This window comes from Pseudomonas synxantha (genome assembly GCF_900105675.1).
In the GTDB taxonomy this organism is placed as follows: Bacteria; Pseudomonadota; Gammaproteobacteria; order Pseudomonadales; family Pseudomonadaceae; genus Aquipseudomonas; species Aquipseudomonas synxantha.
On the sequence record NZ_LT629786.1, the window covers coordinates 6811354 to 6835042 of the forward strand.

Annotated in this window: 19 protein-coding genes; 9 read left to right on the forward strand and 10 right to left on the reverse strand. The window is 61.0% G+C overall.

Translation table 11 applies throughout. From position 1 onward, the window contains the following. Nucleotides 1-95: 95 nt before the first annotated feature. The 5 genes from BLU48_RS31430 to ureE form a co-directional block, all read right to left on the reverse strand. Nucleotides 96-1205, reverse strand: coding sequence for an AGE family epimerase/isomerase (locus tag BLU48_RS31430; RefSeq protein ID WP_057023406.1), 1110 nt, complete (start codon nt 1203-1205; stop codon nt 96-98). Nucleotides 1206-1376: 171 nt separating this feature from the next. Next, nucleotides 1377-1949, reverse strand: a complete 573-nt coding sequence (locus tag BLU48_RS31435) for a HupE/UreJ family protein (RefSeq protein WP_057023405.1) — start codon at nt 1947-1949, stop codon at nt 1377-1379. Nucleotides 1950-1971: 22 nt separating this feature from the next. After that, entirely contained in the window at nt 1972-2586 is a 615-nt protein-coding gene (gene ureG, locus BLU48_RS31440) for an urease accessory protein UreG (protein WP_012721947.1), read from the reverse strand. A gap of 19 nt (nt 2587-2605) precedes the next feature. Beyond that, the gene (locus BLU48_RS31445) at nt 2606-3280 is read right to left on the reverse strand and encodes an urease accessory protein UreF (protein WP_057023404.1); all 675 of its coding nucleotides are present in this window, start codon (nt 3278-3280) and stop codon (nt 2606-2608) included. Beyond that, complete coding sequence (gene ureE / locus BLU48_RS31450; protein ID WP_057023403.1) at nt 3277-3777, reverse strand: urease accessory protein UreE; 501 nt, start codon at nt 3775-3777, stop codon at nt 3277-3279. The genes BLU48_RS31445 and ureE overlap by 4 nt, the downstream gene beginning before the upstream one ends. A gap of 340 nt (nt 3778-4117) precedes the next feature. On the opposite strand from ureE, the gene BLU48_RS31455 reads away from it, so the two are divergent. Next, entirely contained in the window at nt 4118-4624 is a 507-nt protein-coding gene (locus BLU48_RS31455; protein WP_057023530.1) for a C40 family peptidase, read from the forward strand. A 5-nt stretch (nt 4625-4629) separates the two neighbouring features. On the opposite strand, the gene BLU48_RS31460 is transcribed toward BLU48_RS31455, so the two are convergent. Beyond that, nucleotides 4630-5262: a TetR family transcriptional regulator gene (locus tag BLU48_RS31460; protein WP_046070674.1), complete on the reverse strand. Its 633-nt coding sequence runs from the start codon at nt 5260-5262 to the stop codon at nt 4630-4632. Nucleotides 5263-5413: 151 nt separating this feature from the next. After that, the gene (locus BLU48_RS31465) at nt 5414-5734 is read right to left on the reverse strand and encodes a hypothetical protein (RefSeq protein ID WP_046070675.1); all 321 of its coding nucleotides are present in this window, start codon (nt 5732-5734) and stop codon (nt 5414-5416) included. Nucleotides 5735-6091: 357 nt separating this feature from the next. On the opposite strand from BLU48_RS31465, the gene BLU48_RS31470 reads away from it, so the two are divergent. Next, nucleotides 6092-8158, forward strand: coding sequence for an AsmA family protein (locus BLU48_RS31470; RefSeq protein ID WP_057023402.1), 2067 nt, complete (start codon nt 6092-6094; stop codon nt 8156-8158). A 132-nt stretch (nt 8159-8290) separates the two neighbouring features. Here the strand turns inward: BLU48_RS31470 and BLU48_RS31475 are convergent, their stop codons facing one another. Further along, a complete protein-coding gene (locus tag BLU48_RS31475; RefSeq protein WP_005784304.1) occupies nt 8291-8821 on the reverse strand; it encodes a ferritin-like domain-containing protein in 531 nt (176 codons plus the stop codon). A gap of 97 nt (nt 8822-8918) precedes the next feature. Further along, nucleotides 8919-9809, reverse strand: a complete 891-nt coding sequence (locus BLU48_RS31480; protein ID WP_057023401.1) for a DMT family transporter — start codon at nt 9807-9809, stop codon at nt 8919-8921. A gap of 96 nt (nt 9810-9905) precedes the next feature. On the opposite strand from BLU48_RS31480, the gene BLU48_RS31485 reads away from it, so the two are divergent. The 5 genes from BLU48_RS31485 (at nt 9906) to BLU48_RS31505 (ending at nt 14005) form a co-directional block, all read left to right on the forward strand. Next, nucleotides 9906-10694: an AraC family transcriptional regulator gene (locus BLU48_RS31485; protein WP_057023400.1), complete on the forward strand. Its 789-nt coding sequence runs from the start codon at nt 9906-9908 to the stop codon at nt 10692-10694. Nucleotides 10695-10765: 71 nt separating this feature from the next. After that, nucleotides 10766-11065 (forward strand): PsiF family protein, encoded by a 300-nt coding sequence (locus tag BLU48_RS31490; RefSeq protein WP_005784310.1) that lies wholly within the window; start codon nt 10766-10768, stop codon nt 11063-11065. Between the two features lie 204 nt (nt 11066-11269). Next, nucleotides 11270-12283, forward strand: a complete 1014-nt coding sequence (locus BLU48_RS31495; RefSeq protein ID WP_046070680.1) for an AI-2E family transporter — start codon at nt 11270-11272, stop codon at nt 12281-12283. A 190-nt stretch (nt 12284-12473) separates the two neighbouring features. Further along, nucleotides 12474-13619: an NAD(P)/FAD-dependent oxidoreductase gene (locus BLU48_RS31500; protein ID WP_231989074.1), complete on the forward strand. Its 1146-nt coding sequence runs from the start codon at nt 12474-12476 to the stop codon at nt 13617-13619. Between the two features lie 26 nt (nt 13620-13645). Beyond that, a complete protein-coding gene (locus BLU48_RS31505) occupies nt 13646-14005 on the forward strand; it encodes a DUF1641 domain-containing protein (protein ID WP_056847085.1) in 360 nt (119 codons plus the stop codon). Nucleotides 14006-14150: 145 nt separating this feature from the next. Here BLU48_RS31505 and BLU48_RS31510 read toward each other — a convergent pair whose 3' ends face one another. Then, nucleotides 14151-15419: an Hsp70 family protein gene (locus BLU48_RS31510; protein ID WP_057023398.1), complete on the reverse strand. Its 1269-nt coding sequence runs from the start codon at nt 15417-15419 to the stop codon at nt 14151-14153. 238 nt (nt 15420-15657) lie between these two features. Between BLU48_RS31510 and BLU48_RS31515 the strand changes: the two genes are divergently transcribed. Then, nucleotides 15658-16599 carry a DnaJ C-terminal domain-containing protein gene (locus BLU48_RS31515; protein WP_057023397.1) on the forward strand — a complete coding sequence of 314 codons (942 nt, stop codon included), beginning with the start codon at nt 15658-15660 and terminating at the stop codon, nt 16597-16599. 81 nt (nt 16600-16680) lie between these two features. Continuing rightward, nucleotides 16681-23661, forward strand: a complete 6981-nt coding sequence (locus BLU48_RS31520) for an NEL-type E3 ubiquitin ligase domain-containing protein (protein WP_057023396.1) — start codon at nt 16681-16683, stop codon at nt 23659-23661. Nucleotides 23662-23689 lie beyond the last annotated feature (28 nt).

A 23689-nucleotide genomic window follows, 5' to 3' on the forward strand; every position in this document is an offset into this window, starting at 1 on the left:
ATCGGGAGCAAGCCCCCTCCCACATTAGACCGGGTTCCCACATGAAAACGCGGACAAAGGTGGGAGGGGGCTTGCCCCCGATGAGGCCCTGAAGGTCACCCAAACTGCTTGATCAAACCCTGGTAGCAAGTCGCCAAATGATAAGGGGTGGTAGAAGGCATATCCCGTCGGCTCACGGTGCCCTGGGCATCCAGGCATTCATGCCAGCCCTTGGCATGCAGAAAATGCTCTTGCAGCGCCAGCAATTGGCGCTGCAGCACCGCCTCACTGCCTGGTCGCAACGTCAGCGCACGCAAGTACTCGGCCTGGGCCCAGATACGTTGGGTGCCGTCGCGCACCGTGCCATCCAGCGCAAGCATGCCACTGACCGCACCGCTCGATTTATCCACACCCATTTCTTCGGCATAGGCAAACGCCCGTGTCAGTGACGCATGCAGCGGCGTGTCGCGCAGCACCTCTGACGATTCCAGCAAAAAGAACCATTCGAACTGGTGCCCTGGCTCAAACCAGTTATCCACAGCCCCCAGCGGTTTTTCCATCATCACGCCATGCTCGCGGTCGATGAAGCGTTGCTGCATGGCCGTCGCCAACGCCAGCAGGGCCGCCTGTACGTCGGCATCCTCACGCACTGCGAGAGTCGCAAGGAAGCCTTCGGCCAGGTGCATCAACGGGTTCTGCAATGGCCCTGAACCCAGCGAGGCCCAGTTACGCTCCAGCACTGCCTCATACAGGCCATCGCCCGTGGCAAAGCGCTGGGCGACGACTTCCAAGGCGGCATTGAGCACCGATTCCACCAGCGGTTCACGCACCTTGGCCCAGTAATGGGCACAGGCAAAGATGATGAAGGCGTGGGTGTAGAGGTCTTTGCGTTTATCCAGCGGTTGGCCGGCGGGGTCGATGCTGTAGAACCAGCCGCCGTGCTCGGCATCGTGGAAGTGCCGCTGCAGGGAGCGGAACAGCGCCGCCGCACGCTCTTCGGCAAAGGCCGCGCCGGGCTCACCGATCAGGCTGGCGAACAGGTACAACTGCCGGGCGCAGGCCATGGCGCGGTAGCGTTGCGGGGGCAGCGGCTGGTGATCGGCATCCAGCGCCTCGAAGGGCAGTGCCAGGTCGGCATTCCAGCCCGAGCCTTGCCACAGGGGTACGATCAGGTTGTGGAAGTGCGTGAGCACGGTGTTCAAGGAAGGGGGGGAATCGCTGAGCATTGGCTGGCGTCGTCACGGCAGGGGTGTAGGCGCGCATGGTAGCAGGCTTGGCAACTGTGGTGTCTGCACCAGCGCTATCGGGGGCAAGCCCCCTCCCACATTTTGATTTGTGAATACAGTCAAGTGTGGGAGGGGGCTTGCCCCCGATGAGGCCCTCAGCAGCGCCGCAAATCAGCCCGCCAATAGCCAAACCCCTGTCGCCGCCGAAGCCGCCCCGACCACTCGCACCAAGGGCGCCGCCGCAACCGGCAGAAAGCGCACCACCGCATAACCTGCGGCATGCAACACCGCAGTCGCCCCCACAAACCCAGCGGCATACGCCCAAGGGCTGGTCATGTCCGGCAATTCCAAACCATGGGCTACACCATGGAACAACGCAAACAACGCCGTGGCACCCACGGCCACAAAAAGCGGCGGCCGCACTGCCAATGCTACAGCCAGGCCCAACGCCAGCACCGACGCCGCAATCCCGCTTTCCAGCGCCGGCAATTGCAGCCCTTCAAAACCCAGCACGCCGCCAATCAACATGGTGCCCACGAAGGCACAAGGCAGCGCCCAGCGTGCGTTGCCTTTTTGCTGCGCCGCCCATAGACCGACCGCTACCATGGCCAGCAAGTGATCGAGGCCACCCAGCGGGTGGCTGATGCCGGCCACCAGGCCATTGTCGCCGTGGCCTGGATGGGCGAAGGCCAGGGCAGGGGCGAGCAGCAGCGTGGCCGCGGCGAGGAATTTGTTGAGGCTCATGAACAGGTTCCTTATAGGTTGATCAGGCAGCGGTCAGCAGGCCCTGGCGTTCGATAAAGGCGACGATCTCTTCCAGTCCCACCCCGGTTTTCTGGTTGCTGAACACAAAGGGCTTGCCGTTGCGCATGCGCTGGGTGTCGCTGTTCATCAGTTCCAGCGAGGCGCCCACCAGCGGGGCCAGGTCGATCTTGTTGATCACCAGCAGGTCGGATTTGCAAATTCCGGGCCCGCCCTTGCGTGGCAGCTTGTCGCCGGCGGACACATCGATCACATAGATGGTCAGGTCCGACAGTTCCGGGCTGAAAGTGGCCGACAGGTTGTCACCGCCGGACTCCACCAGGATCAGGTCCAGGCCCGGGAAGCGGCGGTTGAGCTGGTCCACGGCCTCCAGGTTGATCGAGGCGTCTTCGCGAATCGCCGTGTGCGGGCAACCACCGGTTTCCACGCCGATGATGCGCTCGGGCGCCAGGGCCTGGTTGCGCACCAGAAAGTCGGCGTCTTCGCGGGTGTAGATGTCGTTGGTGACCACCGCCAGGTTGTAGCGATCACGCAGGGCCAGGCACAGGGCGAGGGTCAGGGCGGTCTTGCCGGAGCCCACCGGGCCGCCGATGCCGACGCGCAGGGGTTGGGTGTTCATATCTGATTCTCCAAAAAAACTAGGAACGGAACAGGCGGCTGTATTGACGCTCGTGGGCCATGCACGCCAGGGACAGGCCAAAGGCGGCGCTGCCCAAATGCTTGGGGTCGATGCGCTCGGCGTTTTGCTGGGCTTGTTGCAGCAGCGGCAACAGTTCGCTGGTCAGGCGTTGTGCGGCTTGCTGGCCGAGGGGCAGGGTTTTCATCAACACCGCCAGTTGGTTTTCCAGCCAGCTCCACAGCCAGGCGGCGAGGGCGTCCTCGGGGCTGATATTCCAGGCGCGGGCGGCCAGGGCCCAGCCGAGGGCCAAGTGCGGTTCGCCGCGTTGTGCGAGGAACTCACGGGCGGCGCTGTCCAGTTCCGGCAAGCCAGTGAGCAGTTGTTGCAGGGAATAGCCCATTTGCCGGCTCTCCTGATACAGCTCGCGGGTCTCGCGGCTGGCACGGTGTTCTTCACACAGCTGTGCCAACTGCGGCCAATCCTGCTCGGCGGCGGCGCGACAATGGGCGAGCAGCAGCGGTGCCTCGAAGCGCGCCAGGTTGAGCAGCAACTGATCACTGATCCAGCGCCGAGCGCTCGCGGCATCCTGCACGCGACCATTGTCCACCGCCATTTCCAGGCCCTGGGAATAGCTGTAGCCGCCAATCGGCAATTGCGGACTGGCCAGGCGCAACAGCGCCCAGGCTGGGTTCATGCGCGCACGCCAAACTGATGCAGCTTGGGCGCGTAGTTGAAGTCTTCGTCGCCATGCCGCGAATGATGATGGCCACCGCCGTAGGCCCCATGTTCCGGCTGGAACGGCGCCTCGATGGTCTGCGCGTCGGCACCCAGCTGTTCAAGCATGGCCTTGAGCACGTAGTCATCGAGCAGGCGCAGCCAGCCGTCGCCGACCTGCAGGGCCACATGGCGGTTACCCAGGTGGTAGGCAGCGCGGGTCAGTTCAAACGCATTGCAGCAAGTGACGTGCAGCAGCTGTTCAGGTCTGGCGCGAACGCGTACGACACGTCCGTCTTCGGCTTGTAGGAATTCGCCATCGTGCAGCGGCGGCTGACCACGCTCCAGAAACAGGCCGACGTCTTCACCCTCGGCACTGAAACAGCGCAGGCGGCTTTTGCTGCGGGCTTCGAAGTTCAGCAGCAACTCAGCGGCCCAGAGGGCTTGGGGGGCGATTCGACGGTGTATCACCAGCATCAGGAGGCTTCCAGCTATGAGCGATGGATGAGCTAGAGCAAGGGGCTTGCCAATCCGCAGATTGAGTAGGAATTCCCTGTAGGTAGGCATGGGCATGCTGCCCAATAGGGCATCAGGGAGTTCTCCAAGTGTATCGATTTGGTGCGTGACGGGATTTATAGCACCGGTGAGGGGCGTTTTACGTTTAAGTCAGTGCGGACTTTGATGAAGTTTCTTTCATCATTTTCTTGTTGGTGTTTTTTCGGATTTGTCCTACGCGCTATCAGGATTTGGCGTTCATGACATTACTCGCGGCTTATTTAGGCTGTGCGCCGTGTTTAATTCCACCGCGACGTTCATCATGTTTAGATCAATTTTATGCGTATGCCTTGCCAGCCTGGCCTTTGTCATTTCATCGGCCTCGGCCAGTCTTCAACCACGCGCGACTCTCGGTACTTCCCTGCAGGCCATCAAGCCTGCGTCCATCGACGGCGTGATCGATCGCGCCCATGAGTTGTTGGGCACGCCTTACAAATGGGGCGGCACGTCGGCGGAACAAGGCTTCGATTGCAGCAGCTTCCTGGTGTATCTGTTCAAGACCGAAGCCAATGTGCTGATACCCCGCACCACCGCGGCCATGCACCGATCCTCGGCGGCGACTATCAAGCGCAATGCCTTGAAGCCTGGAGATGCAGTATTTTTCAAAGGCAACGGGCGCGGCCAGGTCAGCCATGTCGGCCTGTATATCGGTGAAGGCAAATTCATCCATTCGCCGCGCACCGGCAAAAAGATCCGTATCGATTCACTGAGCAACAGCTATTGGAATAAAAACTACACCACTGCCAAGCGCTTCCACACGGCGGGCTGACCGGCTTATTCGGTGCTGCCCAGCCCCTGCCAATGCTTGAGGCCGATAAAGATAAAGCGCAGTTGCTGGGTTATTTTCGCCTGGGGCGTGAGGTGGGGCGGCAAGGCATGGGCCGGTGGGTCGATGATGTCGGGCAGGGTGGCGAACACACTTTTGACGATCAGGTCGGCCATTACATGCAAACCCTCTGGGTCCAGGTGCTGCAACTTCGGCATCAGCGTCAGGTCGGCCGCCAGGTCGCGGGTGATGTCTTCGCGCAGGGCCGCGATGGCTTGGCGTACCGCCAGGCAACCGCCGTACTGTTCACGGGCCAGGAACAGGAATTGTGACCGGTTGGCCGAGACCACATCGAGAAAGATCCGTACGGAAGCATCGATAATGCCACCCATCACGAACTCGTTATGGCGCACCAGGCGAATCGTGGCGCGGAAGGTCTGGCCGACTTCGCTGACCAACACCAGCCCCAACTGGTCCATGTCGGCAAAATGGCGATAGAAACCGGTAGGCACGATACCGGCGGTCTTGGCCACTTCGCGCAGGCTCAGGCTGCCAAACCCACGGCCACACTCCATCAGATGGCGGGCTGCGTCCATCAAGGCGAGGCGGGTCTGTTGCTTCTGTTCGGCACGGGGCAGCATGAGCGAATGGGCTTTGTCGGCGAGTACAGCGACGCACTCTAGCAAAAGCGCTTTGCCGGCGTCGAACTTGGCGGGGGCGAGGCGTGACGCGGTCTATATAAAAGCAAAAGCCCGATCGGCGGATCGGGCTTTTTTCTGGGCCATCACGGGCTTAGCTCTGTGCTTGATGCAGTTCTTGCAGACGGTCGGCACCGCCTTCAGCAACGCCTTCGGTGTAGGCGCGTTTGTTGGCTTGTTCAGCACCGCCTTCTACCAAGCCTTTTTCTTGCAGACGGTTATAGCCATTTTCAGCCACGGCACCTTTGGCATAGTCACGGTTTTCGTCTTCTTGCGAACCGCTGCGGGCCACGGTCTGGCTGGTTTGCACGGATTGGGCTTTATTTTGTGGGGTGGCCTGTTCGGCAGCTGGCAGGGCAAAAGCGCTGGAAGCCAGGACAGATAACAGGACAGTAGCGAGTAATTGACGTTTCATGGTGGTTGCTCCTCGGGAGGGCGTTAAAGTGGGTACAGGGCTAATGCTACTCTTGATAAGTCGATATAAAAGTTCATAAACACAATGGTAATAATCAACAGAATTGATTGTTCCCTGCAAAGGCTCTAGATCGAGCCTCTCAAGCACGCGGTTTTGCACCGAGGTGGGTATTTTCGACACGAACCTGGGTAACAATGGTGCGCCGGTGATGATCGAAATCTGTCCGTTCGATCAGGAAAGTGGCTTTTTGCGACTAAATTACGCGTCGGGTTAAACCCCCGGGCGGTTTGCCAGTCGTAGTCTTATAGGCTGCTCTAGAGGGGTAGCTCTGCCAGTCGTATTCAGGAGTCCTGTGCAATGACGCGCACTCGTAAAATCGTCGCTTGGAGCTGCGCCAGCTTCGTTCTGTTAATTGCCATCGTGGTCCTGATCCTGGTGTTCTTCGACTGGAATCGCATCAAACCGCCACTCAATGCCAAGGTCTCCGAAGAACTGCATCGCCCGTTCGCCATCAACGGCAACCTCGCGGTGGTGTGGCAGCGTGAGCCCGATGAGGGCGGCTGGCGCGCCTGGGTGCCGTGGCCCCATGTGATTGCCGAAGACCTGACCCTGGGCAACCCCGACTGGTCGAAACAACCGCAGATGGTCACGCTCAAGAAGGTCGAGCTGCGTATTTCGCCCCTGGCCTTGCTGGTGCAGCGCGTGGTGATCCCGCGCATCGACCTCACCGAACCGAGTGCCCAGTTGCAGCGCCTGGCCGACGGCCGTGCCAACTGGACCTTCAAGTTCGATCCAAAGGATCCCGACGCAGAACCCTCCAACTGGGTGGTGGACATTGGCGCCATCGGCTTCGACAAGGGTCATGTGACCCTCGACGATCAAACCCTCAGGACCCAGCTCGATGTGATCATCGATCCATTGGGAAAACCGATTCCGTTCGGCGAAATCGTCGGCGATGCCGATGCGAAGAAGGCCTTGAAAAAAGGCTCGGCACCCCAGGACTACGCGTTCGGCCTCAAGGTCAAAGGCCAATACCACGGCCAGCAGCTCGCCGGCACCGGCAAGATCGGCGGCCTTCTGGCCTTGCAGGACGCGGCCAAACCGTTCCCTCTGCAAGCCCAGGTGAAAGTCGCCGACACCAGCATCGCCCTGGCCGGCACCCTGACCGACCCGCTGAACCTCGGCGCCCTGGACCTGCGCCTGAAACTCTCGGGCAGCAGTCTGGGCAACCTGTACCCCCTGACCGGCGTCACCCTGCCGGACTCGCCGGCCTATTCCACCGATGGCCACCTGATCGCCAAGCTGCATGAAGCCAGCGGCGCCTCATTCCGCTACGAAAAATTCAACGGCAAGATCGGCAACAGCGATATCCACGGCGACCTGGCCTATGTCGCCAGCCAGCCGCGGCCCAAGCTCAGCGGCGCGCTGGTGTCCAACCAGTTACTCATGGATGACCTGGCGCCCTTGATCGGCGCTGATTCCAATGCCAAGCAAAAGGCTCGAGGTGGGGAGAGCAAGCAACCGGCGACCAAGGTGTTGCCGGTGGAAGAGTTCCGCACCGAGCGCTGGAGTGCCATGGATGCCGACGTGGAGTTCACCGGCAAGCGCATCGTGCACAGTGCCGATCTGCCCTTCACCGACCTCTATACCCACCTGGTGCTCAACGACGGCCAACTGAGTCTGGAACCGCTGCGCTTCGGCGTGGCCGGTGGCAAGCTCGATGCGCAGATTCGCCTGAACGGCCGCACCACGCCGATGGAAGGCCGCGCCAAGCTGACGGCGCGTAACTTCAAGCTCAAGCAGTTGTTCCCCAGCTTTGAACCGATGAAAACCAGCTTCGGTGAACTCAACGGCGACGCCGATATATCCGGGCGTGGTAATTCCGTGGCCGCGCTGCTGGGCACCTCCAACGGTGACCTGAAGATGCTGATCAACGACGGCGCCATCAGCCGAGGCCTGATGGAAATCGCCGGGCTCAATGTGGGCAACTACGTGGTGGGCCGCCTGTTCGGCGACAAGGAAGTGAAGATCAACTGCGCGGCGGCGGACTTCGGCATCAAGACGGGGTTGGCGACCACGCGGTTGTTTGTGTTCGATACCGAGAACGCCATCATCTACATCGATGGCACCGCGAACATGGCCACGGAGCAGTTGGACCTGACCATCACGCCGGAGTCCAAGGGCTTTCGCTTGTTTTCGCTGCGCTCGCCGCTGTACGTCAATGGGCCGTTTATCAAGCCCAATGCTGGCGTGAAAGCCATTCCCCTGGCCCTGCGCGGCGCCGGCATGGTGGCCCTGGGCGTTATTGCCGGCCCGGCTGCCGGGTTGCTGGCGCTGGTGGCACCGAGCGGCGATGAGCCGAATCAGTGCGCACCTTTGCTGCAACAGATGAAAGAGGGCAGAGCGCCGAAAACCGTGAAATAACTGACTACACCTGAAACCAAATGTGGGAGGGGGCTTGCCCCCGATAGCAGTGGTTCAGTCAATATCTAATTCGACTGACACTCCGCTATCGGGAGCAAGCTCCCTCCCACAGGGGGACTGCTGTGTTGCTGATTACAGGTCCTGCAGAATATCCGCCATGTCATCGGCGTGTTCTTCTTCCTGAGCCAGGATGTCTTCGAAGATACGGCGGGTGGTCGGATCCTTATCACCGATGTACTGGATGATTTCACGGTAGCTGTCCACCGCGATACGCTCGGCTACCAGATCCTCGTAGACCATCTCTTTGAGCGAGTTGCCTGCCACGTATTGGGCGTGGGAGTTCTTCGACAGCAGGTCGGGGTTGAACTCCGGTTCGCCGCCCAGTTGCACGATGCGCTCGGCCAGTTTGTCGGCGTGCTCGGCTTCCTGGGTGGCATGCTCGAGGAACTCATCGGCGGCGACACTGGCTTTCAGGCCGTTGGCCATGAAGTAGTGACGCTTATAGCGCAATACGCAGACCAGCTCGGTGGCCAGCGACTCGTTGAGCAGGCGGATGATCTCCTGACGGTCGGCGTCGTAGCCTTCGGTCACGGCACCGTTTTCGACATTCTGGCGGGCGCGGCTGCGCAGGGTCGCAATGTCAGTCAAGTGTGCTTCAGTCATTTCAATCTCCTGGGGCTAATCCGGTTTTACGCCACGCTCTGCCGGCGTGATCGCTATAGGTTGTGAGTCCCGGGCCAGGCGAAAAGTTTTATCGGATTTAACAGGATGTGTCATGAGTGGCTCTGACCGGCGTGGTCCAGCGCTCCGACAGAATCACCCCACCCAAGGTCAGCAAGCCGCCCACCAAGTGATACAGCGCCAACTCTTCCTTGAGCACCACCGCTGCAATCAGCGCGGTAATCAACGGCAGTAGATTGAAGAACAGCGTGGTACGGCTCGGCCCAAGCGTCTTCACCGAGTGCATCCACGCCAGTGGCGCCAGCATCGAAGCCAGCAGGCAGGCGTACAGCACCAGCGGAATATTCGCCCAGCCCAATCCCGCCTTGGCCGAGAACAGATACAGCGGGAACAGCACCACCACCGCTACCAGTACTTGTAGATACAACAGCACCAACGGCGGCAGGCGCAGTTGCCATTTCTTCAGCAGGGTGCTGTAGACCGCGTAGGCCAGTGTGGCGATGAGCATCATGCCGTCGCCCAGGTTGACCCCGTGTTGCAGCAGCGCGGCCAGGCTGCCGGACGACACCACCACGACTACGCCGGCGAATGACAGCACTGCGCCGGTCAGCGCGCCATAGGTCAGGCGTTGGCCCAGGCTGATGATGGCGGCAGTCAGAGCCATCAGTGGCATCAGCGACAGGATGATGCCCATATTGGTGGCGCTGGTCAGCGTGGCCGCGTAATAGGCCAGGCTTTGATACACCGCCATGCCCAGCACGCCGAGGATGAAGATCTTGCCCAGGTTCGGACGGATGAGCGCCCAGTTGGAAACGACCGGCTTGAGCATGAATGGGGTGAACAGCAGCGCGGCGAACAGCCAGCGGTAAAAACCTATTTCAGCCGGGAAGATCGAACCCACGGCAAGTTTGTTGATCACGGTGTTGCCGGCCCAGATGAAGATGGCCAGCAGCGGATACGCGTATTGCATCGAAAGAATCCAGTGTGTTGACGAGGCGGGATTATCCTCTGTCTGGATCGAAGCCTATACTGCGAACCAGACAACCGACCTCTGAATCCAGACAACATGCCCAGACATACCGTACGCCTCGCGGATTTCGCCAGCCTCCCAAGCCCTGCGTACTTCCGCTACTGCGAGTTCGCCCCGGATACCGAGTGCACCCCGCACCGGCATGGCTGGGGCTCCCTGGACTATTCGGCCAATGGCGTGATGCGCATGGAGGTCGCCGGCAACCGTTTTATGTCGCCGCCGCAGTACGCGGTATGGATCCCACCGGATACCGAGCACAGCTCCTATAACGCCCAGGCGATCGTGTATCGCTCGGTGGGCTTGGCGCCGGCGCTCTGTGAGCAACTGCCGCAAACCCCGTGCACCCTGGCGATCAGCGATATTCTCAAAGCCATCCTCAGCGATTTTGCCCAGCGTGACGTGAATATCCCGCAGACCGACGCCGATATTCGCCTGGCCCAGGTGCTGGTCGATCAGCTCAAACAGGCGCCGATTCACGACGGCTTTCTTCCCTACGCTCGCCATCCTGGACTGCTGGGAGTCCTGGAGGGCATGCAGGCTGAACCCGGCGACAATCGCCCGTTGGTGCAATGGGCCGAACAGGTACATGTCAGCGAACGCACCCTGGCGCGCCAGTTTGTGCGCGAACTGGGCATGAGCTTTGGCGAATGGCGCCAGCGCCTGCGCTACCTGGCCGCCATCGAAGCCTTGGACAGCGAACGCAGCGTGCAACACGTGGCGTTTGACTTGGGCTACAGCACCGCTTCGGCCTTTATCGCCATGTTCCAGCGTCACGCCGGCTGCACGCCGGAGCAGTACCGGCGCTCGAATATACGTGGTCGCTGAAGTTGTAACAGGTTTTGACTACACTGGCAGGTAGGCCGTGCCCGTCGGCACGGTAACAGGGAGAAAACTCCATGAAGATGCTGCGTATTCCGTTGTTGATGATGGGCCTGCTGCTGTGTTCCCAGGGCTTTGCCGCTACCGCCCAGCAGAACAAGATGACCACCTGCAATGCCGAGGCCACGACCAAGACCCTTAAAGGCGATGACCGCAAGGCCTTCATGAAGACCTGCCTGTCGGCGCCTGCCGCCAACGATGCCAAGACCCTGACGCCGCAGCAGCAGAAGATGAAAGACTGCAATGCGTCGGCTAAAACCAAAGCATTGACCGGCGATGCGCGTAAAACATTCATGAGCACCTGCCTCAAAGGTTAATCACGATTTCGCAGGCGCCGCAAAGCAAATGTGGGAGGGGGCTTGCTCCCGATAGCGGCAGGTCAGCTACAGATAAGTTGACTGACATAACGCAATCGGGGGTGCCCCCTCCCACACTGATCGCATTCGCAACCAACCTCCTCGCTTGATTGCCGCAAGGCTGGCAGACTGCCCATCCTTTAACGCCGTTCGTTTTGAGGCTGTATGCCAACGTTTTCTCAGCGTCATGTGTTGTTGCTGTCCAGCTACATCATCATTTTCGGCGGGTTGCTGCTGGTGCTGCCGCTCAAATTGCTGCCCAGCCTGCTGGCCGGCCTGTTGGTCTATGAACTGGTCAACATGCTCACCCCGCAACTGCAACGCCTGATCGAAGGCCGGCGTGCGCGCTGGCTGGCGGTGGCCTTGCTGGGCACCCTGATCGTCAGCGTGCTGACCCTGATCTTCGCCGGCGCCATCAGCTTCCTGCTCCACGAAGCGGAAAACCCCGGGGCGTCCCTCGACAAATTCATGGGCGTGGTCGACCGCGCACGCGGCCAATTGCCGCCGTTTATCGACGCCTACCTGCCCGCCAGCGCCGCCGAGTTCCGCGTCGCCATCGGCGATTGGCTGAGCAAACACCTGAGCGAACTGCAACTGGTTGGCAAAGATGCCGCCCACATGTTCGTCACGCTGCTGATCGGCATGGTGCTCGGCGCGATCATTGCGCTGCAGCGCGTGCCCGACCTGACCAAGCGCAAACCTTTGGCTGCGGCGTTGTTTGATCGCCTGCACCTGCTGGTCCAGGCGTTTCGCAACATCGTCTTCGCCCAGATCAAGATCGCTGCGCTCAATACCGCTTTCACTGCGATCTTCCTCGCGGTGGTGCTGCCGTTGTGCGGCATCCACTTGCCGTTGACCAAGACCCTGATCGTGCTGACCTTCCTGCTCGGCCTGTTGCCGGTGATCGGCAACCTGATGTCCAACACCCTGATCACCATCGTTGCGCTGTCGCTGTCGATCTGGGTGGCGGTGGCGGCGTTGGGGTATCTGATCGTGATCCACAAGGTCGAGTACTTCCTCAACGCACGCATCGTTGGCGGGCAGATCAGTGCCAAGTCGTGGGAGTTGTTGTTGGCGATGCTGGTGTTTGAGGCGGCGTTTGGTTTGCCGGGGGTGGTGGCGGGGCCGATTTATTATGCCTACCTCAAGAGCGAATTGAAGCTTGGCGGCATGGTTTGAGGCCGGGTACTGGGGCAAATAGCCGATTGCGATAAACCTTATGCCGAAGATGTCTTGAAACTGTAAATTCTTACAGTGGTGCTTTGCACCTGCTTGGATGAGGCTAACTCCCGAGGGAAATTGTCTGAACCAGGGAGGGTGACGCGTGAGCAAGCACATTGTAATTGTCGGTGGCGGCGTTGGCGGCACGATGCTCGCCAACCAATTGGTCACCAAGCTCTATCCGGAAATCCTGCGCGGCGAGGTATGCATTACCTTGCTGTCGAACTCGCCCGATCATTTCTATAAGCCTGCATTCATGTACGTGGCCTTCAATCAGTTCTTCGACGAAGAGTTGAAGCGCCCCGAACGCTCATTGCTGCGCCCGGAAATCGACTTCCGGGTCGATGAGGTCACGCGCTTCGACTTTGCCGGCCAGCACCTGCATACCCGCAGTGGCAAGCGCTACGGCTACGATTTCCTGGTGATCGCCACCGGTTGCGTGCCTGCACCCGAACGTATCGAGGGTCTCAAGGAGGCGGGTGACCATTTCTACCAGTACGCGGCGGCCCGGCAGTTGGCCGAGCGCCTGAATGCGATTGAGCGCGGGCGGATTTTCATCAGCGTGTCTTTTCCAAAGACGCCAAACGTACCTCACCAATGCGGCATCGCCCCGGTGGAAACTACCCTGATGCTGGACGACTTGCTGCGGCGTCGAGGTGTGCGCGACAAAGTTGAAATCATTTACACCTACCCCAGCGTCGCCCAGCTCTTGCGCAATTGCCTGTTCATGCAGCGTCCGGTCGGGGAGGCCCTGCCGGGTATTTTCGAGCAGAGGAATGTCCGTTTCCAGCGCGACTTCACCTTGGGCAGGGTCGACCCCGAGCGCCGTATTGCCTACTCCGAAGAGGGCGAGGAGCAGCCGTTCGATATCCTGATGGCGACCCCGCCGATTCGTGCCGTGGATGCGGTACTCGAGAGTGGCGTCTCCCAGGCTGAACATGACGAGGGCTGGCTGCCGACTAATCATGAAACGCTGCAGGTTTATGGGTTGCAAGGGGTGTATGTCATCGGCGACACAGTCGACTTGCCCATCAGCAAGGCCGGGGGCGCCTGTCATAACCAGGCGCCGGTGATCGCCAATAACATCACCGCCGAGATTCGCCTGGGCGCTCCAAACTCGGTGTACGAGGGGCGCGTGCAGGCGGTGGCGCAGATGGGGCTGAATGCCGGGATGCCGCTGTGGTACGACTACGCCCATGACGTTCTGCCAACTCCGCCGAGCAAGCTCGGCGGCCTGCTGCGCACCGGCTTCAATCGTGGCCTGTACTGGGCCGTGGCGCGCGGAATGCTTTGATCTGACACACGGAGGTTCTAATCGTCATGGATGTTGCTGATACGTTGCCCGGGCATAACGCCGGGCTTGAGGCGTTGCTTACCAAGCTACAACCGCTGCTGGACAGTGGCCGTATGGACAATGTTGTCGATGTGCTGGCGTTGGTGTCCGACCTGGTGGACATGCTCGATGGCGCCATGGTGGAGAAACTGGCGCTGCTGTTTGAACAGGCCACGGCTGTGTCCTGGAACGTCGGCAACGCGGCGCGCATGGCCACGGCGCAGACCCAGGCTGAAGAGACTCCGCCCAGCCTCTATGGCTTGCTGTCGTTGCTGCGTGAGCCAGACACCCGGCGCGGTGTGGCGCTGGTACTCAGGACATTGAACGTCCTCGGCCGGCAATTGTGAGCCAAATGTGGGAGGGGGGCTCGCCCCCGATTGCGGTGTGTCAGTCACTGCATGTAGTAGCTGGTGCACCGCTATCGGGGGCAAGTCGAATCGTCGCACCGTCCCTCCCACATTGGGTTTGCAGCGCCTGCGAGATTGGGGCAGGTCAGCTGCCGTAGCGCTTGCTGGCCTCAATCGCCAGACCGCTGCCGATACTGCCGAAGATATTGCCTTCCACATGCCGCGCATTCGGCAGCATTGCCGAGATGCTGTGGCGCAGTGCCGGGATGCCGCTGGAACCACCGGTAAAGAACACGGTGTCCACCTGGGCCACGTCTACCGAAGCATCATTCAGCAACTGGGTCACGCTGTTGCGCACACGCTCGAGCAGGCCGTCGATGGCGGATTCGAACAAGGTGCGACTCAAATCCACGCTCAACCCCGGCTCGACCCGATCCAGCAGCACATGGCGGTTGTCTTCGTGGGTCAGCTGGATCTTGGTCTCTTCAACTTCCATCGCCAGCCAGTGCCCGGCGCGCTGTTCGATCAGCTTGAACAGGCGGTCGATGCCGCCGGTGTCTTCGATGTCGTAGCGCATGCTGCCCAGGGCCAGTTGGGATTTCTGCGAGTACACCGAGTTGATGGTGTGCCAGGTAGCCAGGTTCATGTGGTGGCTGGTGGGCATGTAGGCACCGCTTTTCATGCGGCTGCCATAGCCGAATAGCGGCATTATGCCGGCCAGGGACAGTTGCTTGTCGAAGTCGGTACCGCCGATGTGCACGCCGCCGGTGGCGAGGATGTCGCTCTGGCGGTTGTCGTTGTGACGGCGGTCCGGGGACAGGCGCACCAAGGAGAAGTCGGAGGTACCGCCGCCGATGTCGACGATCAATACAAGCTCTTCTTGCTCGATGGTGGACTCGTAGTCGAATGCTGCCGCAATCGGTTCGTACTGGAACGAGATGTCCTTGAAGCCGATCTTGCGCGCCACGTCTACCAGGGTGTTCTCGGCTTCCTGGTCGGCCATCGGGTCGTCATCGACGAAGAACACCGGGCGGCCCAGTACCACTTCCTCGAACTCACGGCCGGCGGTGGCCTCGGCGCGGCTCTTGAGTTGGCCGATAAACAGCGCCAGCAGGTCAGTAAACGGCATGGCCGTGCCCAATACGCTGGTGTCGTGCTTGATCAGCTTGGAACCCAGCAGGCTCTTGAGCGAGCGCATCAGCCGGCCTTCGTAGTTTTCCAGGTATTCGTGCAGGGCCAGGCGGCCATACACCGGGCGACGCTCCTCGAAGTTGAAGAACACCACCGACGGCAAGGTGATCTTGTCGTCCTCCAGCGCAATAAGCGTCTCCTCGCCGGGGCGGATCCAGCCGACGGTGGAGTTGGACGTGCCGAAGTCGATACCGCAGGCACGGGCTGGGGATGGGTTTTTCATGTCTATCGGGTTCCGGTTGAAAAACGGCCGCGCAGTGTATGTCAGTCGCAGGCGCTTGCGTAGGCCGACTATCCGTTAAATCACGCTTGAAAGTGCGGGATTTGCCCCCACATCTGGTGCATACGGCTGATGCCGATAACACTTTGACGTACCCCCAGGCCACCACCCTCAACAGGTGCAAGCCAGCGCACGTGGTGCCCCGGGCAGTGCGATCTCGATAAAGGATGGTGAACCGCCGATGGATTTCAAAGATTACTACAAGATTCTGGGTGTAGAGCCGACGGCCAATGATAAGGAAATCAAGGCCGCCTATCGCAAGCTCGCACGCAAATATCACCCCGATGTCAGCAAGGAAAAAGACGCCGAAGCGAAATTCAAGGATGCGTCCGAAGCCTATGAGGCGCTTAAAAGTGCCGACAAGCGCGCCGAGTACGATGAGCTGCGCAAATACGGCCAGCACGGCCAACCGTTCCAGGGGCCACCGGGCTGGCAGAGCCGTGGTGGGTTCGGCGGTGGCGGCGCGGGTACCGAGGACTTTTCCGATTTCTTCAGCTCGATATTCGGTGGTCGTGGCGACGCTTTCGGTGGCGGCCAGCGCCGTCCTGCGGGACGCAAGGGTCAGGACGTGGAGATGCAACTGACGGTGCACCTCGAGGAAACGCTGTCCACCGAGTCCAAGCAGATCAACTTCCAGGTGCCGCAATACGACGCCTCGGGCCGTCACGTCAGCAACACCACCAAGAGCCTGAACGTGAAGATCCCGGCCGGTGTGGCCGACGGCGAGCGCATCCGCCTCAAGGGGCAGGGCGCACCGGGTATCGGTGGCGGCGCCAATGGCGACCTGTACCTGATCATCAAGTTTGCGCCGCACCCCAAGTTTGAAGTGGATGGTGAAAACCTGATCATCAATTTGCCCCTGGCGCCGTGGGAACTGGCGTTGGGCGCGGAAGTGGCGGTGCCGACGCTCACCGGCAAGATCAACCTCAAGGTGCCCGCCGGCAGCCAGAATGGACAGCGTATGCGCGCCAAGGGTCATGGCTTGTCGAACAAGGCCGGGCAGCGCGGTTATCTGTTCGTGCAGCTCAAGGCGGTCATGCCGAAGACGAGCGACGAAGAGGTGAAGCAATTGTGGCAAGCGCTGGCGCAGAAAGCCGCGTTCAACCCGCGTGAGCATTTTTGAGCGGCGATAAATAGCTAGGGCTTGCCAGGCCGGGCGATTCGATAGGTTGGTGTTTTCGCAACCCGTCATGGATGGCCCGCTATGTCAGAGCAACCCGTCACTCCGACCCCCGAAGGTACGTTCAACGTTGACCTTCGGGGCGTGCACTACAACTTCCTCAAGGAACGTGTGCCCGCCTGGTTCAACCAGGCCACCACCCAGCGCCAGCAAGAGCTCGCCGATCACGAACTGGAACTGCCCAGCTGGTACCTGAGCGCTACGGCCCAGCAAAAGGCCGACCTGGCCGACAGTCATAACCGTTACCGTGAAGCCTTGAACCAGGTAGAAGAGCACCTGGGCCAGATCGAGGACGTGCTGGCGTTTGCCGAGCCGCTGCTCAAGGACGCGATCAAGACCCGCTTCAAAATGGAACTGGACGTCAGGAACGTCTATTTCGCACGCAAGTACGGGTTCAAGAGTCGCGACGACTTGTACGGCGCCTTTGTCTTCGATCAGCAAGGCGACCCGGCCCAGCGCTATGAATACCGCGGCGTTTCCCTGCTGGAAGCGGCTCTGGCCAACTTCGCGCCTGACGAAGAGAAGGCCAATGCCTGCGCGGATTGCCAGGTGATTACCACCTGGAGTGCCTTCGACAGCGAAATCATTCCGACCCCTAGCGTGGTCCAGGCGCATGCCCTCGCCATTCCTGCCCATGAATTTGCCCAACTGTGCCGCAGCCTGGATCTCGGCAAGCTGTATCAGCAACACATCAAAGACATCGTCCGACCCACGGATGACAGCCAGCGCAGCGCATTGGAGCGCCAGCTTGAAGAGCACCAGCGCCAGCAGTTGGCGTTGAGTGCCGAGGTGGCGGTGCAAACGCGGGAGTGGGGGATCAGTGCTGACGCCTATCGCATGCTCAAGCAGGTCATCAAGGACCCCGCCAGCGCGAGCCTGGACAGCAAGCCGGTGACCTTTGCGGCGCTGAAGATATTTGGCAGCGTGTTAGTCGGCCCGTTGCTGATCGGCCCTGAGCGCAAAGACAGTGACCAGGTCGAGCGCCTGGTGGTCTTCATCCCCAATGACCCCCAGCAGCCACTCAAGGAATATGCCTCCAGCGGCGACTTCATGGCCGACCTCAGGACACGGCTGCACAGCGCTTCCTACCGGCGGTTTTTCAGCCGCTTCGTGCCCCAGCGTGAACAGGGGGCGTTCTTTCAGCATTTCAATCGGCTCTACAAGCCCGCCAACGGCAATGGCGCGGCGGGTGATTACCCATTGGCCGTCAAGCCCGCGCGATTGCCCCTGGATGAGCTGGCGATCGGCGCCGGTCTCTGGCAGCCGCTGCGCGAGGCCCAGGTGCGCAAGATCCTTGCCGACGCCCGCGCCGTGGCCGTGCCCACCGGCGACGAAGATCGCCAGGCCCGACTCGACCGGCTGGCCAGTTACCTGGATGCCGTGATCAGCGCATTTAACCTCGCCGCTTTTGTGGTGCCAGGGCTGGGGCCGATCATGCTGGCGGTGGCGGTGCTGCAGATGTGCGCAGAGGGCTTTGAAGGTATCGAGGCCTATGAGCAAGGCGACTTGAAGACGATGTGGGCACATTTCGCCAGCGTGGCCCTGAACGCGGCCTTTCTTAAGGTCGGCGCCAAGGTACTGCCCGAGATCAAGCTGGCGAGCGTGGTGGATAACCTCAAGCCGGTCGCCCTGCCCGACGGTAAACAGCTTCTGTGGAACCCCGACCTGACCCCCTATAAGGTGCAGGCCCAATTGCCCCTGGATGCCAAGCCCGATGCCCTGGGCCTCTACCCGTATAAAGGGCAGACGTTGCTGCCCCATGAAGGTGACCACTATCAGGTCCGCCAGGAACCCGAGACCGGGCGATACCGTATCCAGCATCCTGGCCGTCCTGGCGCTTATGAGCCGCTGCTGGAACATAACCATGCCGGCGCCTGGAGTCATGAAGTCGAGGAGCCGCTGACCTGGGACCTGCCGACCCTGATCCGTCGCCTGGGCCTGCAACAGCGCGGGCTCGACAGCGACACTCTGGAGCAGGCCCGCCTCGCCAGTGGTGTCGAGGAAGACACCTTGCGCCAAAGCTTCGTCGAGCATGAGCCGGTGCCCTTGGTGCTCGAAGACGCCCTCCAGCACTTCAAGGCCCATCAGGACCTGACCCGTTTCGTCGAGCAGATGCGCAGCAACGACCCGGTGCTCTACGCCCAGGCCGACCCGGCGCTGCAATTGCAAATCATGCAGCGGGGTGGGATGTTGCCCGTGGATACCGCCTTGCGTGTCTTGAGTGACGGCGGCCGCGTGCTATGGACGCAAGAAGCCTCTGCCACTGTGCCCAGGCGCGTAGCCGTGGTCACTGAAGACCAGTTGGCCCGTGGTGAGTTACTCAATGAGGTGTTGCACACCTTGCAAGGCGTCGACCCACAGCTGGCGGCGATTCCCGGGCGTCCCGAAGAGTCCTTGACGGTGCGGGCTGCCAAGGTGCGCGAGTTCATCGCCACTATCGTCGATACATTCAAGGGCTCGCTGGTCGAAGAGCGCTACCGGGCGTTGAACGCGAGCGATGACCCTGACGTGGGGCTGGTCCAAGGCACTTACCCCAGGCTACCGGCGTCGATGGCCGCCGAGTTGCTCACCAGCATGACCGCGGAACAACGGCAGGTCTTTCGCCGCAGCGGCCTACTGCCCGAGGTGCAGCGTGAGCAGGCGCGTTGGTTCGAGCAGGAAACCCGAGTATCGCGGGCTTACGAAGGGCTGCACTTGGACACACTTGCTGACCTGGACAGCCAACGCCTGGCCCTGCGCACCCTGGAAACCTTGCCCGGCTGGCGACGGGGCACGCGCGTGGAACTGCGCCAGTATACTCCCGAAGGCACCCTGCTCGACGCCATCGGTTCGCCGGACTCGACGAACCGCAAGACCCTGGTGCTCAAACCCAGCGGTTTGTTCGACGCGCCCATGCCCAGGGATTTCTACACCGCGGCCTGGGACCAACTGTCCAGCGTGGAGCGCCAGGCCCTGGGCTTCACCGATGCCCTGCAAATGAAGGCCGCGATCACTCGATCTCCGCTGCCGCGCCAGCCGCTGCGCACGGTGTTGCTGGAGCACCCGCTGCGCAAGCCGACCGTTGAGCCGGGGCTGCGCCTGCTCGGTGGCGGGCGCGGTCTGCGCCGGTTGCTGGAGCGTGTGACGGGGCCTTCGCAGGCAGCGGCAAAAGCCCGGGCCCAGGTCTTGTATCCCTCCATGGCCGATGACGAACTGACGACGTTTATCCAATCCTTGGGCACGGATGTGCGCGGCGGGCTGGCGCGCCGCGAAGCTGAGCTACAGACGCTGGAGAAGGAGTTGGCGGCGTGGGTGCAAACCCAAACCCATTCGGCAATGCCACAGGTCCAAGCCCCGGCCTATCGCGCCTCCCAGGAAATTCTGCGGGCCTGGCGTCGTATGGGTACAGGCACCCTGCGCTTGCTGATGAATGACCATCTGGAACTGCCGGCATTGAGCGCTGACTTCAGCCATGTGCAGAGACTTGATCTGTTTGGGGTCAAGTGGTCGAGTAGTGCGGACACTTTCCTTAAGACATTTACGGGCCTCAAAGATCTGAGCATTCGAAAAAGTGGCCTCACGGAGTTGCCCGACGCCATCGGCCACATGCGCAACCTGACTTCGCTGGACCTGAGCGCCAACCACATTCGCCTCACCCCCCAAAGCGCCCGGATGCTCAGTGGCCTGGGCGAACTTGAAACACTGCGGCTAACCAGCAACCGCTTGGGCCTTGCCCCGGATTTCAGTGGCATGCCGCGCTTGAAGCAACTGAACCTGAGAGCCGCGCAACTGGAGCAGTGGCCTGCAGGACTGACCGCGTGCCCCGATCTGGAGGTGGTCGACCTGAGCCATAACCTGTTGCGCGAGGTGCCCGCGCAATACCTCGACCCGGCTCCGGGGCAGCTCGAAGAAACTGCCCGACTCAATGGTGTCACCTTGCTTGAGGGCAACCCGTTCCCGCCTGATTACTGGCAGCAGTTCGATAACTATTGGAAACGCCTGGTGGAGGCCCGGTCGCCGGTGGTGTCAAGTGCTCGCGACGGCGCGTTCGACAGTGGCAACCCCAGGCTGGCAAAGATTCGGCGTATGTACCCGAACAAGCGCACGTACGAGGCGAGGGCGTGGGTTTGGCTGATGCGCGAGGAAGCCGATGTGACGTTGGCCAGGCTTGAAGCGCAATTTAATACCCTGGAGCGACAGTTGAATGCCTGGACGTTTTCGGGGGGCGGAGAACGCCAGCGTTATGTGCGGGCGGGCGAACGGCAAATCAACGCCGATAACCTGGACGATCGCTTCCAGGCCCAGCATCGGATCCTCGCCTGCTGGCGCCAAGAGACCCCGCAAAAGCTCAGCAATGACGGGCAGCCGATTGGCCTGGAGCTGGATTTGAGTGGGTTGACCCTGCCGAGCTTGCCGGACCTGGATGTGGATTTCAGCCATGTAGGCTCGCTGAAACTGAGCAATATGCAGCTCAGTGCCTCGCCGGAGGGCTTCCTTGCGCGCTTTCGGCATCTGCGCTGGCTGGACCTGTCCCACAACCAGTTGCGCGCATTGCCGCCGGCCCTGGGGGAAATGCCCAACCTGACCCGGCTGTTCCTGAATGACAACCAGATCCGCCTGAGCGCCGAGACGGCGCAGATCCTATCGGAACGAGTCACGTTGCGTGCGCTCTGGCTGCATCGCAACGTGCTGGGCCTGGCGCCGGACTTCAGCCGTATCACCGACATGCGTTCCCTCGTCCTGAACGGCGCGGGTCTTGATCACTGGCCGCAGGGTTTGGCCGAGCAACCCAACCTGGACCAAGTAGACCTGCGCAATAACAACATCAGCACTATTCCGGCTGCGGTCATTGCTCCGCCTGACGCGCTACTGGCGCAGACAGCACGGGTCAATCGCGTGACGTCGGTCGCTGGCAACCCCTTGACCCCGGACACCCTGCAACAGGTCAGGGACTACAACCAGCGGCTTGAGCAGGCGGGCCTGGCGTCAACGGATGACCCGAACCTGTTGGTAACCACCGCGCTGAATATTCGCGCCCCGGCAGTGACGGACGCTGGTGCCCAGCAGTCATTCCTGCGCTGGTCCCAGGACTTGCCGGTGGAACAAGTGGCAACCAGGAGGGCTCAGTGGCTGGCATTGCGCAACGAGGAGGGCGCCGGCCCGTTCTTCGACATCCTCAACCGTCTCGAATCGGCCGGCCCTGGCCATGCCGACTTGCAACGCCGGGTCTGGGAGGTGATCGACAGCATCAGTGAAAACACCTCGAGTTCAGACAGCCACCGCAAGGAGCTGTTCGACCGCGCGGGCGAGCCAGGTTGCTGTGACCTTGCTGCGTTCTCCTTCAGCAATCTGGAAACCCTGACGCTGGTCTACAGGGCAAGCACCCAGGCCGCAGGGCAGATGCAAGGTGTGCAACTGTCGAGTCTCTCCAAGGGGCTGTTCCGTCTGCACGAAGTCGACAAGATCGCCTCGGCGGATATCCAGCGCAGCGAGGCCATCGTCAATGATTCGTCTGTGTCGATGAGCGATAAGTTGCCCCATACCCAACGCCTGGCGGAAGAAGTGGAGATCCGGCTGGCCTATCGCTTCGGCCTCAAGGACCGGCTGCAATTGCCGGGGCAGCCGCAGAAGGTCAGGTTCACCAGCATGGGCGGGGTTACCCCAGCGATGCTGGAGGCCGCCTACGAAAAAGTCATCGCCCTGGACAACTCCGTCGAGGAGTTCCAGGCCCTGTTGTCCCGCGAGTTCTGGAAGGACTATGTGACGCATAAATACCGGGCGCAATTTGATCGGCTCAGCGAGCCCTACCAGCAGCAACTGGCTGCCCTGCATGACCAGCGTGTGGCCGAGGCGGTGTCAGAGACGGTCTATAAGGCCCAGGCCGATGAGTTGCAGGCCCGGCTGGTGATCGAGGAAAGCCAATTGATCGAGGCCTTGAGCCGGCAGGAAATAGCCGAGGTACTGTTGCCACGTGGCCCCCTTGAAGGGTTAGTCGAGCTTGGCGCGGGTCCTGCCTCCGGGTTGCAGCTCAGCCAGGCGCGCACCATCGAGCTGGATGGCAAGCGGTACTTTGTCGCGAGCATGCCCGATGCCCGGGATGGCGAGTACTACATATTGTGGGTGCAGGCGCCGGAGAATCCATTTGCCCTGGTCAGCAGCGGCATCGTCGCCAAGCCCGATATCGACGGCGCATGGATACGCAGGGGCTCGGCGGGCGGCATGCGGTCCGGCAGTTCCAGCGATGAACTTGAAGATGCATCCGAGTCCATGCCGGTGGACCACTACACGGCAACTGAACTGGGCGCCATGAAGCGCGAGGTGCATTTCACCCAACTGCGCAATGTACCGGGCAGTTATGACCGGGTTAACAACGGCAGGTACCCGCTTCGAGATCTACAGGGCAAACCCATGCGTATCCGAAAACTGCAGAGAGAAGTCGTGACCGAATCGGGTGTCAAGTACAGCTCTGAGCAGATCAAGCCTTACATCCAGTTTGAAGGCTACGAGAAGGTGGCGGCGCGTTATGACGAGAAGCTGCAGCAGCGACTGTTCACTGCGCAGGATATGCAGGTGCCCGAGGAAAAGGCGCTGATCGGGCAGTCCATGGTGGTGGCCAACCGGCGTATTGCCAAAGGTGAAATCCTCGGCGTCTACGGCGGCACCGTGCTGCCCTCTCAGGTTGGCAGTCCCGGCGGGCAGACCTATGTGATCCTGGCAGGTGCCAGGCCGACTCCTGGAAAAACGGGCATGGAGCCCATTGAAATTTCGGGGGACAACATCCTCTCCAGGATCAATACCCACTTTGAATATGACGCCAACGGCAAACCCATACGCCAGGCCGCCAGCGGCTACAACGTCGAAGGGGTAGGGTTCGACGTTGAAGTGGAGGAAGGGCAGGGCACGAAGAACGCAAGGCGCAATATGATCCTGACGGCGGTATTTGCCACTGAAGATATCCCGGCGGGTGTCGAGCTGCGCATGGATTACCAATACAGCGAAGGCATGATCGCGACACTGTTTGCGTAGCCCCCATTACCTGCAGGCGCGAGCTTGG

What these genes read in the sequence shown, in the direction of transcription:
- BLU48_RS31510 (WP_057023398.1), bottom strand. Translation starts at nt 15,419, where the DNA reads ATGAAAAACCCATCCCCAGCCCGTGCCTGCGGTATCGACTTCGGCACG.
- BLU48_RS31515 (WP_057023397.1), top strand. Translation starts at nt 15,658, where the DNA reads ATGGATTTCAAAGATTACTACAAGATTCTGGGTGTAGAGCCGACGGCC.
- BLU48_RS31485 (WP_057023400.1), top strand. Translation starts at nt 9,906, where the DNA reads ATGCCCAGACATACCGTACGCCTCGCGGATTTCGCCAGCCTCCCAAGC.
- BLU48_RS31475 (WP_005784304.1), bottom strand. Translation starts at nt 8,821, where the DNA reads ATGACTGAAGCACACTTGACTGACATTGCGACCCTGCGCAGCCGCGCC.
- BLU48_RS31470 (WP_057023402.1), top strand. Translation starts at nt 6,092, where the DNA reads ATGACGCGCACTCGTAAAATCGTCGCTTGGAGCTGCGCCAGCTTCGTT.
- BLU48_RS31435 (WP_057023405.1), bottom strand. Translation starts at nt 1,949, where the DNA reads ATGAGCCTCAACAAATTCCTCGCCGCGGCCACGCTGCTGCTCGCCCCT.
- BLU48_RS31465 (WP_046070675.1), bottom strand. Translation starts at nt 5,734, where the DNA reads ATGAAACGTCAATTACTCGCTACTGTCCTGTTATCTGTCCTGGCTTCC.
- ureE (WP_057023403.1), bottom strand. Translation starts at nt 3,777, where the DNA reads ATGCTGGTGATACACCGTCGAATCGCCCCCCAAGCCCTCTGGGCCGCT.
- BLU48_RS31520 (WP_057023396.1), top strand. Translation starts at nt 16,681, where the DNA reads ATGTCAGAGCAACCCGTCACTCCGACCCCCGAAGGTACGTTCAACGTT.
- BLU48_RS31455 (WP_057023530.1), top strand. Translation starts at nt 4,118, where the DNA reads ATGTTTAGATCAATTTTATGCGTATGCCTTGCCAGCCTGGCCTTTGTC.
- BLU48_RS31500 (WP_231989074.1), top strand. Translation starts at nt 12,474, where the DNA reads ATGCTCGCCAACCAATTGGTCACCAAGCTCTATCCGGAAATCCTGCGC.
- ureG (WP_012721947.1), bottom strand. Translation starts at nt 2,586, where the DNA reads ATGAACACCCAACCCCTGCGCGTCGGCATCGGCGGCCCGGTGGGCTCC.
- BLU48_RS31505 (WP_056847085.1), top strand. Translation starts at nt 13,646, where the DNA reads ATGGATGTTGCTGATACGTTGCCCGGGCATAACGCCGGGCTTGAGGCG.
- BLU48_RS31430 (WP_057023406.1), bottom strand. Translation starts at nt 1,205, where the DNA reads ATGCTCAGCGATTCCCCCCCTTCCTTGAACACCGTGCTCACGCACTTC.
- BLU48_RS31445 (WP_057023404.1), bottom strand. Translation starts at nt 3,280, where the DNA reads ATGAACCCAGCCTGGGCGCTGTTGCGCCTGGCCAGTCCGCAATTGCCG.
- BLU48_RS31480 (WP_057023401.1), bottom strand. Translation starts at nt 9,809, where the DNA reads ATGCAATACGCGTATCCGCTGCTGGCCATCTTCATCTGGGCCGGCAAC.
- BLU48_RS31460 (WP_046070674.1), bottom strand. Translation starts at nt 5,262, where the DNA reads ATGCTGCCCCGTGCCGAACAGAAGCAACAGACCCGCCTCGCCTTGATG.
- BLU48_RS31495 (WP_046070680.1), top strand. Translation starts at nt 11,270, where the DNA reads ATGCCAACGTTTTCTCAGCGTCATGTGTTGTTGCTGTCCAGCTACATC.
- BLU48_RS31490 (WP_005784310.1), top strand. Translation starts at nt 10,766, where the DNA reads ATGAAGATGCTGCGTATTCCGTTGTTGATGATGGGCCTGCTGCTGTGT.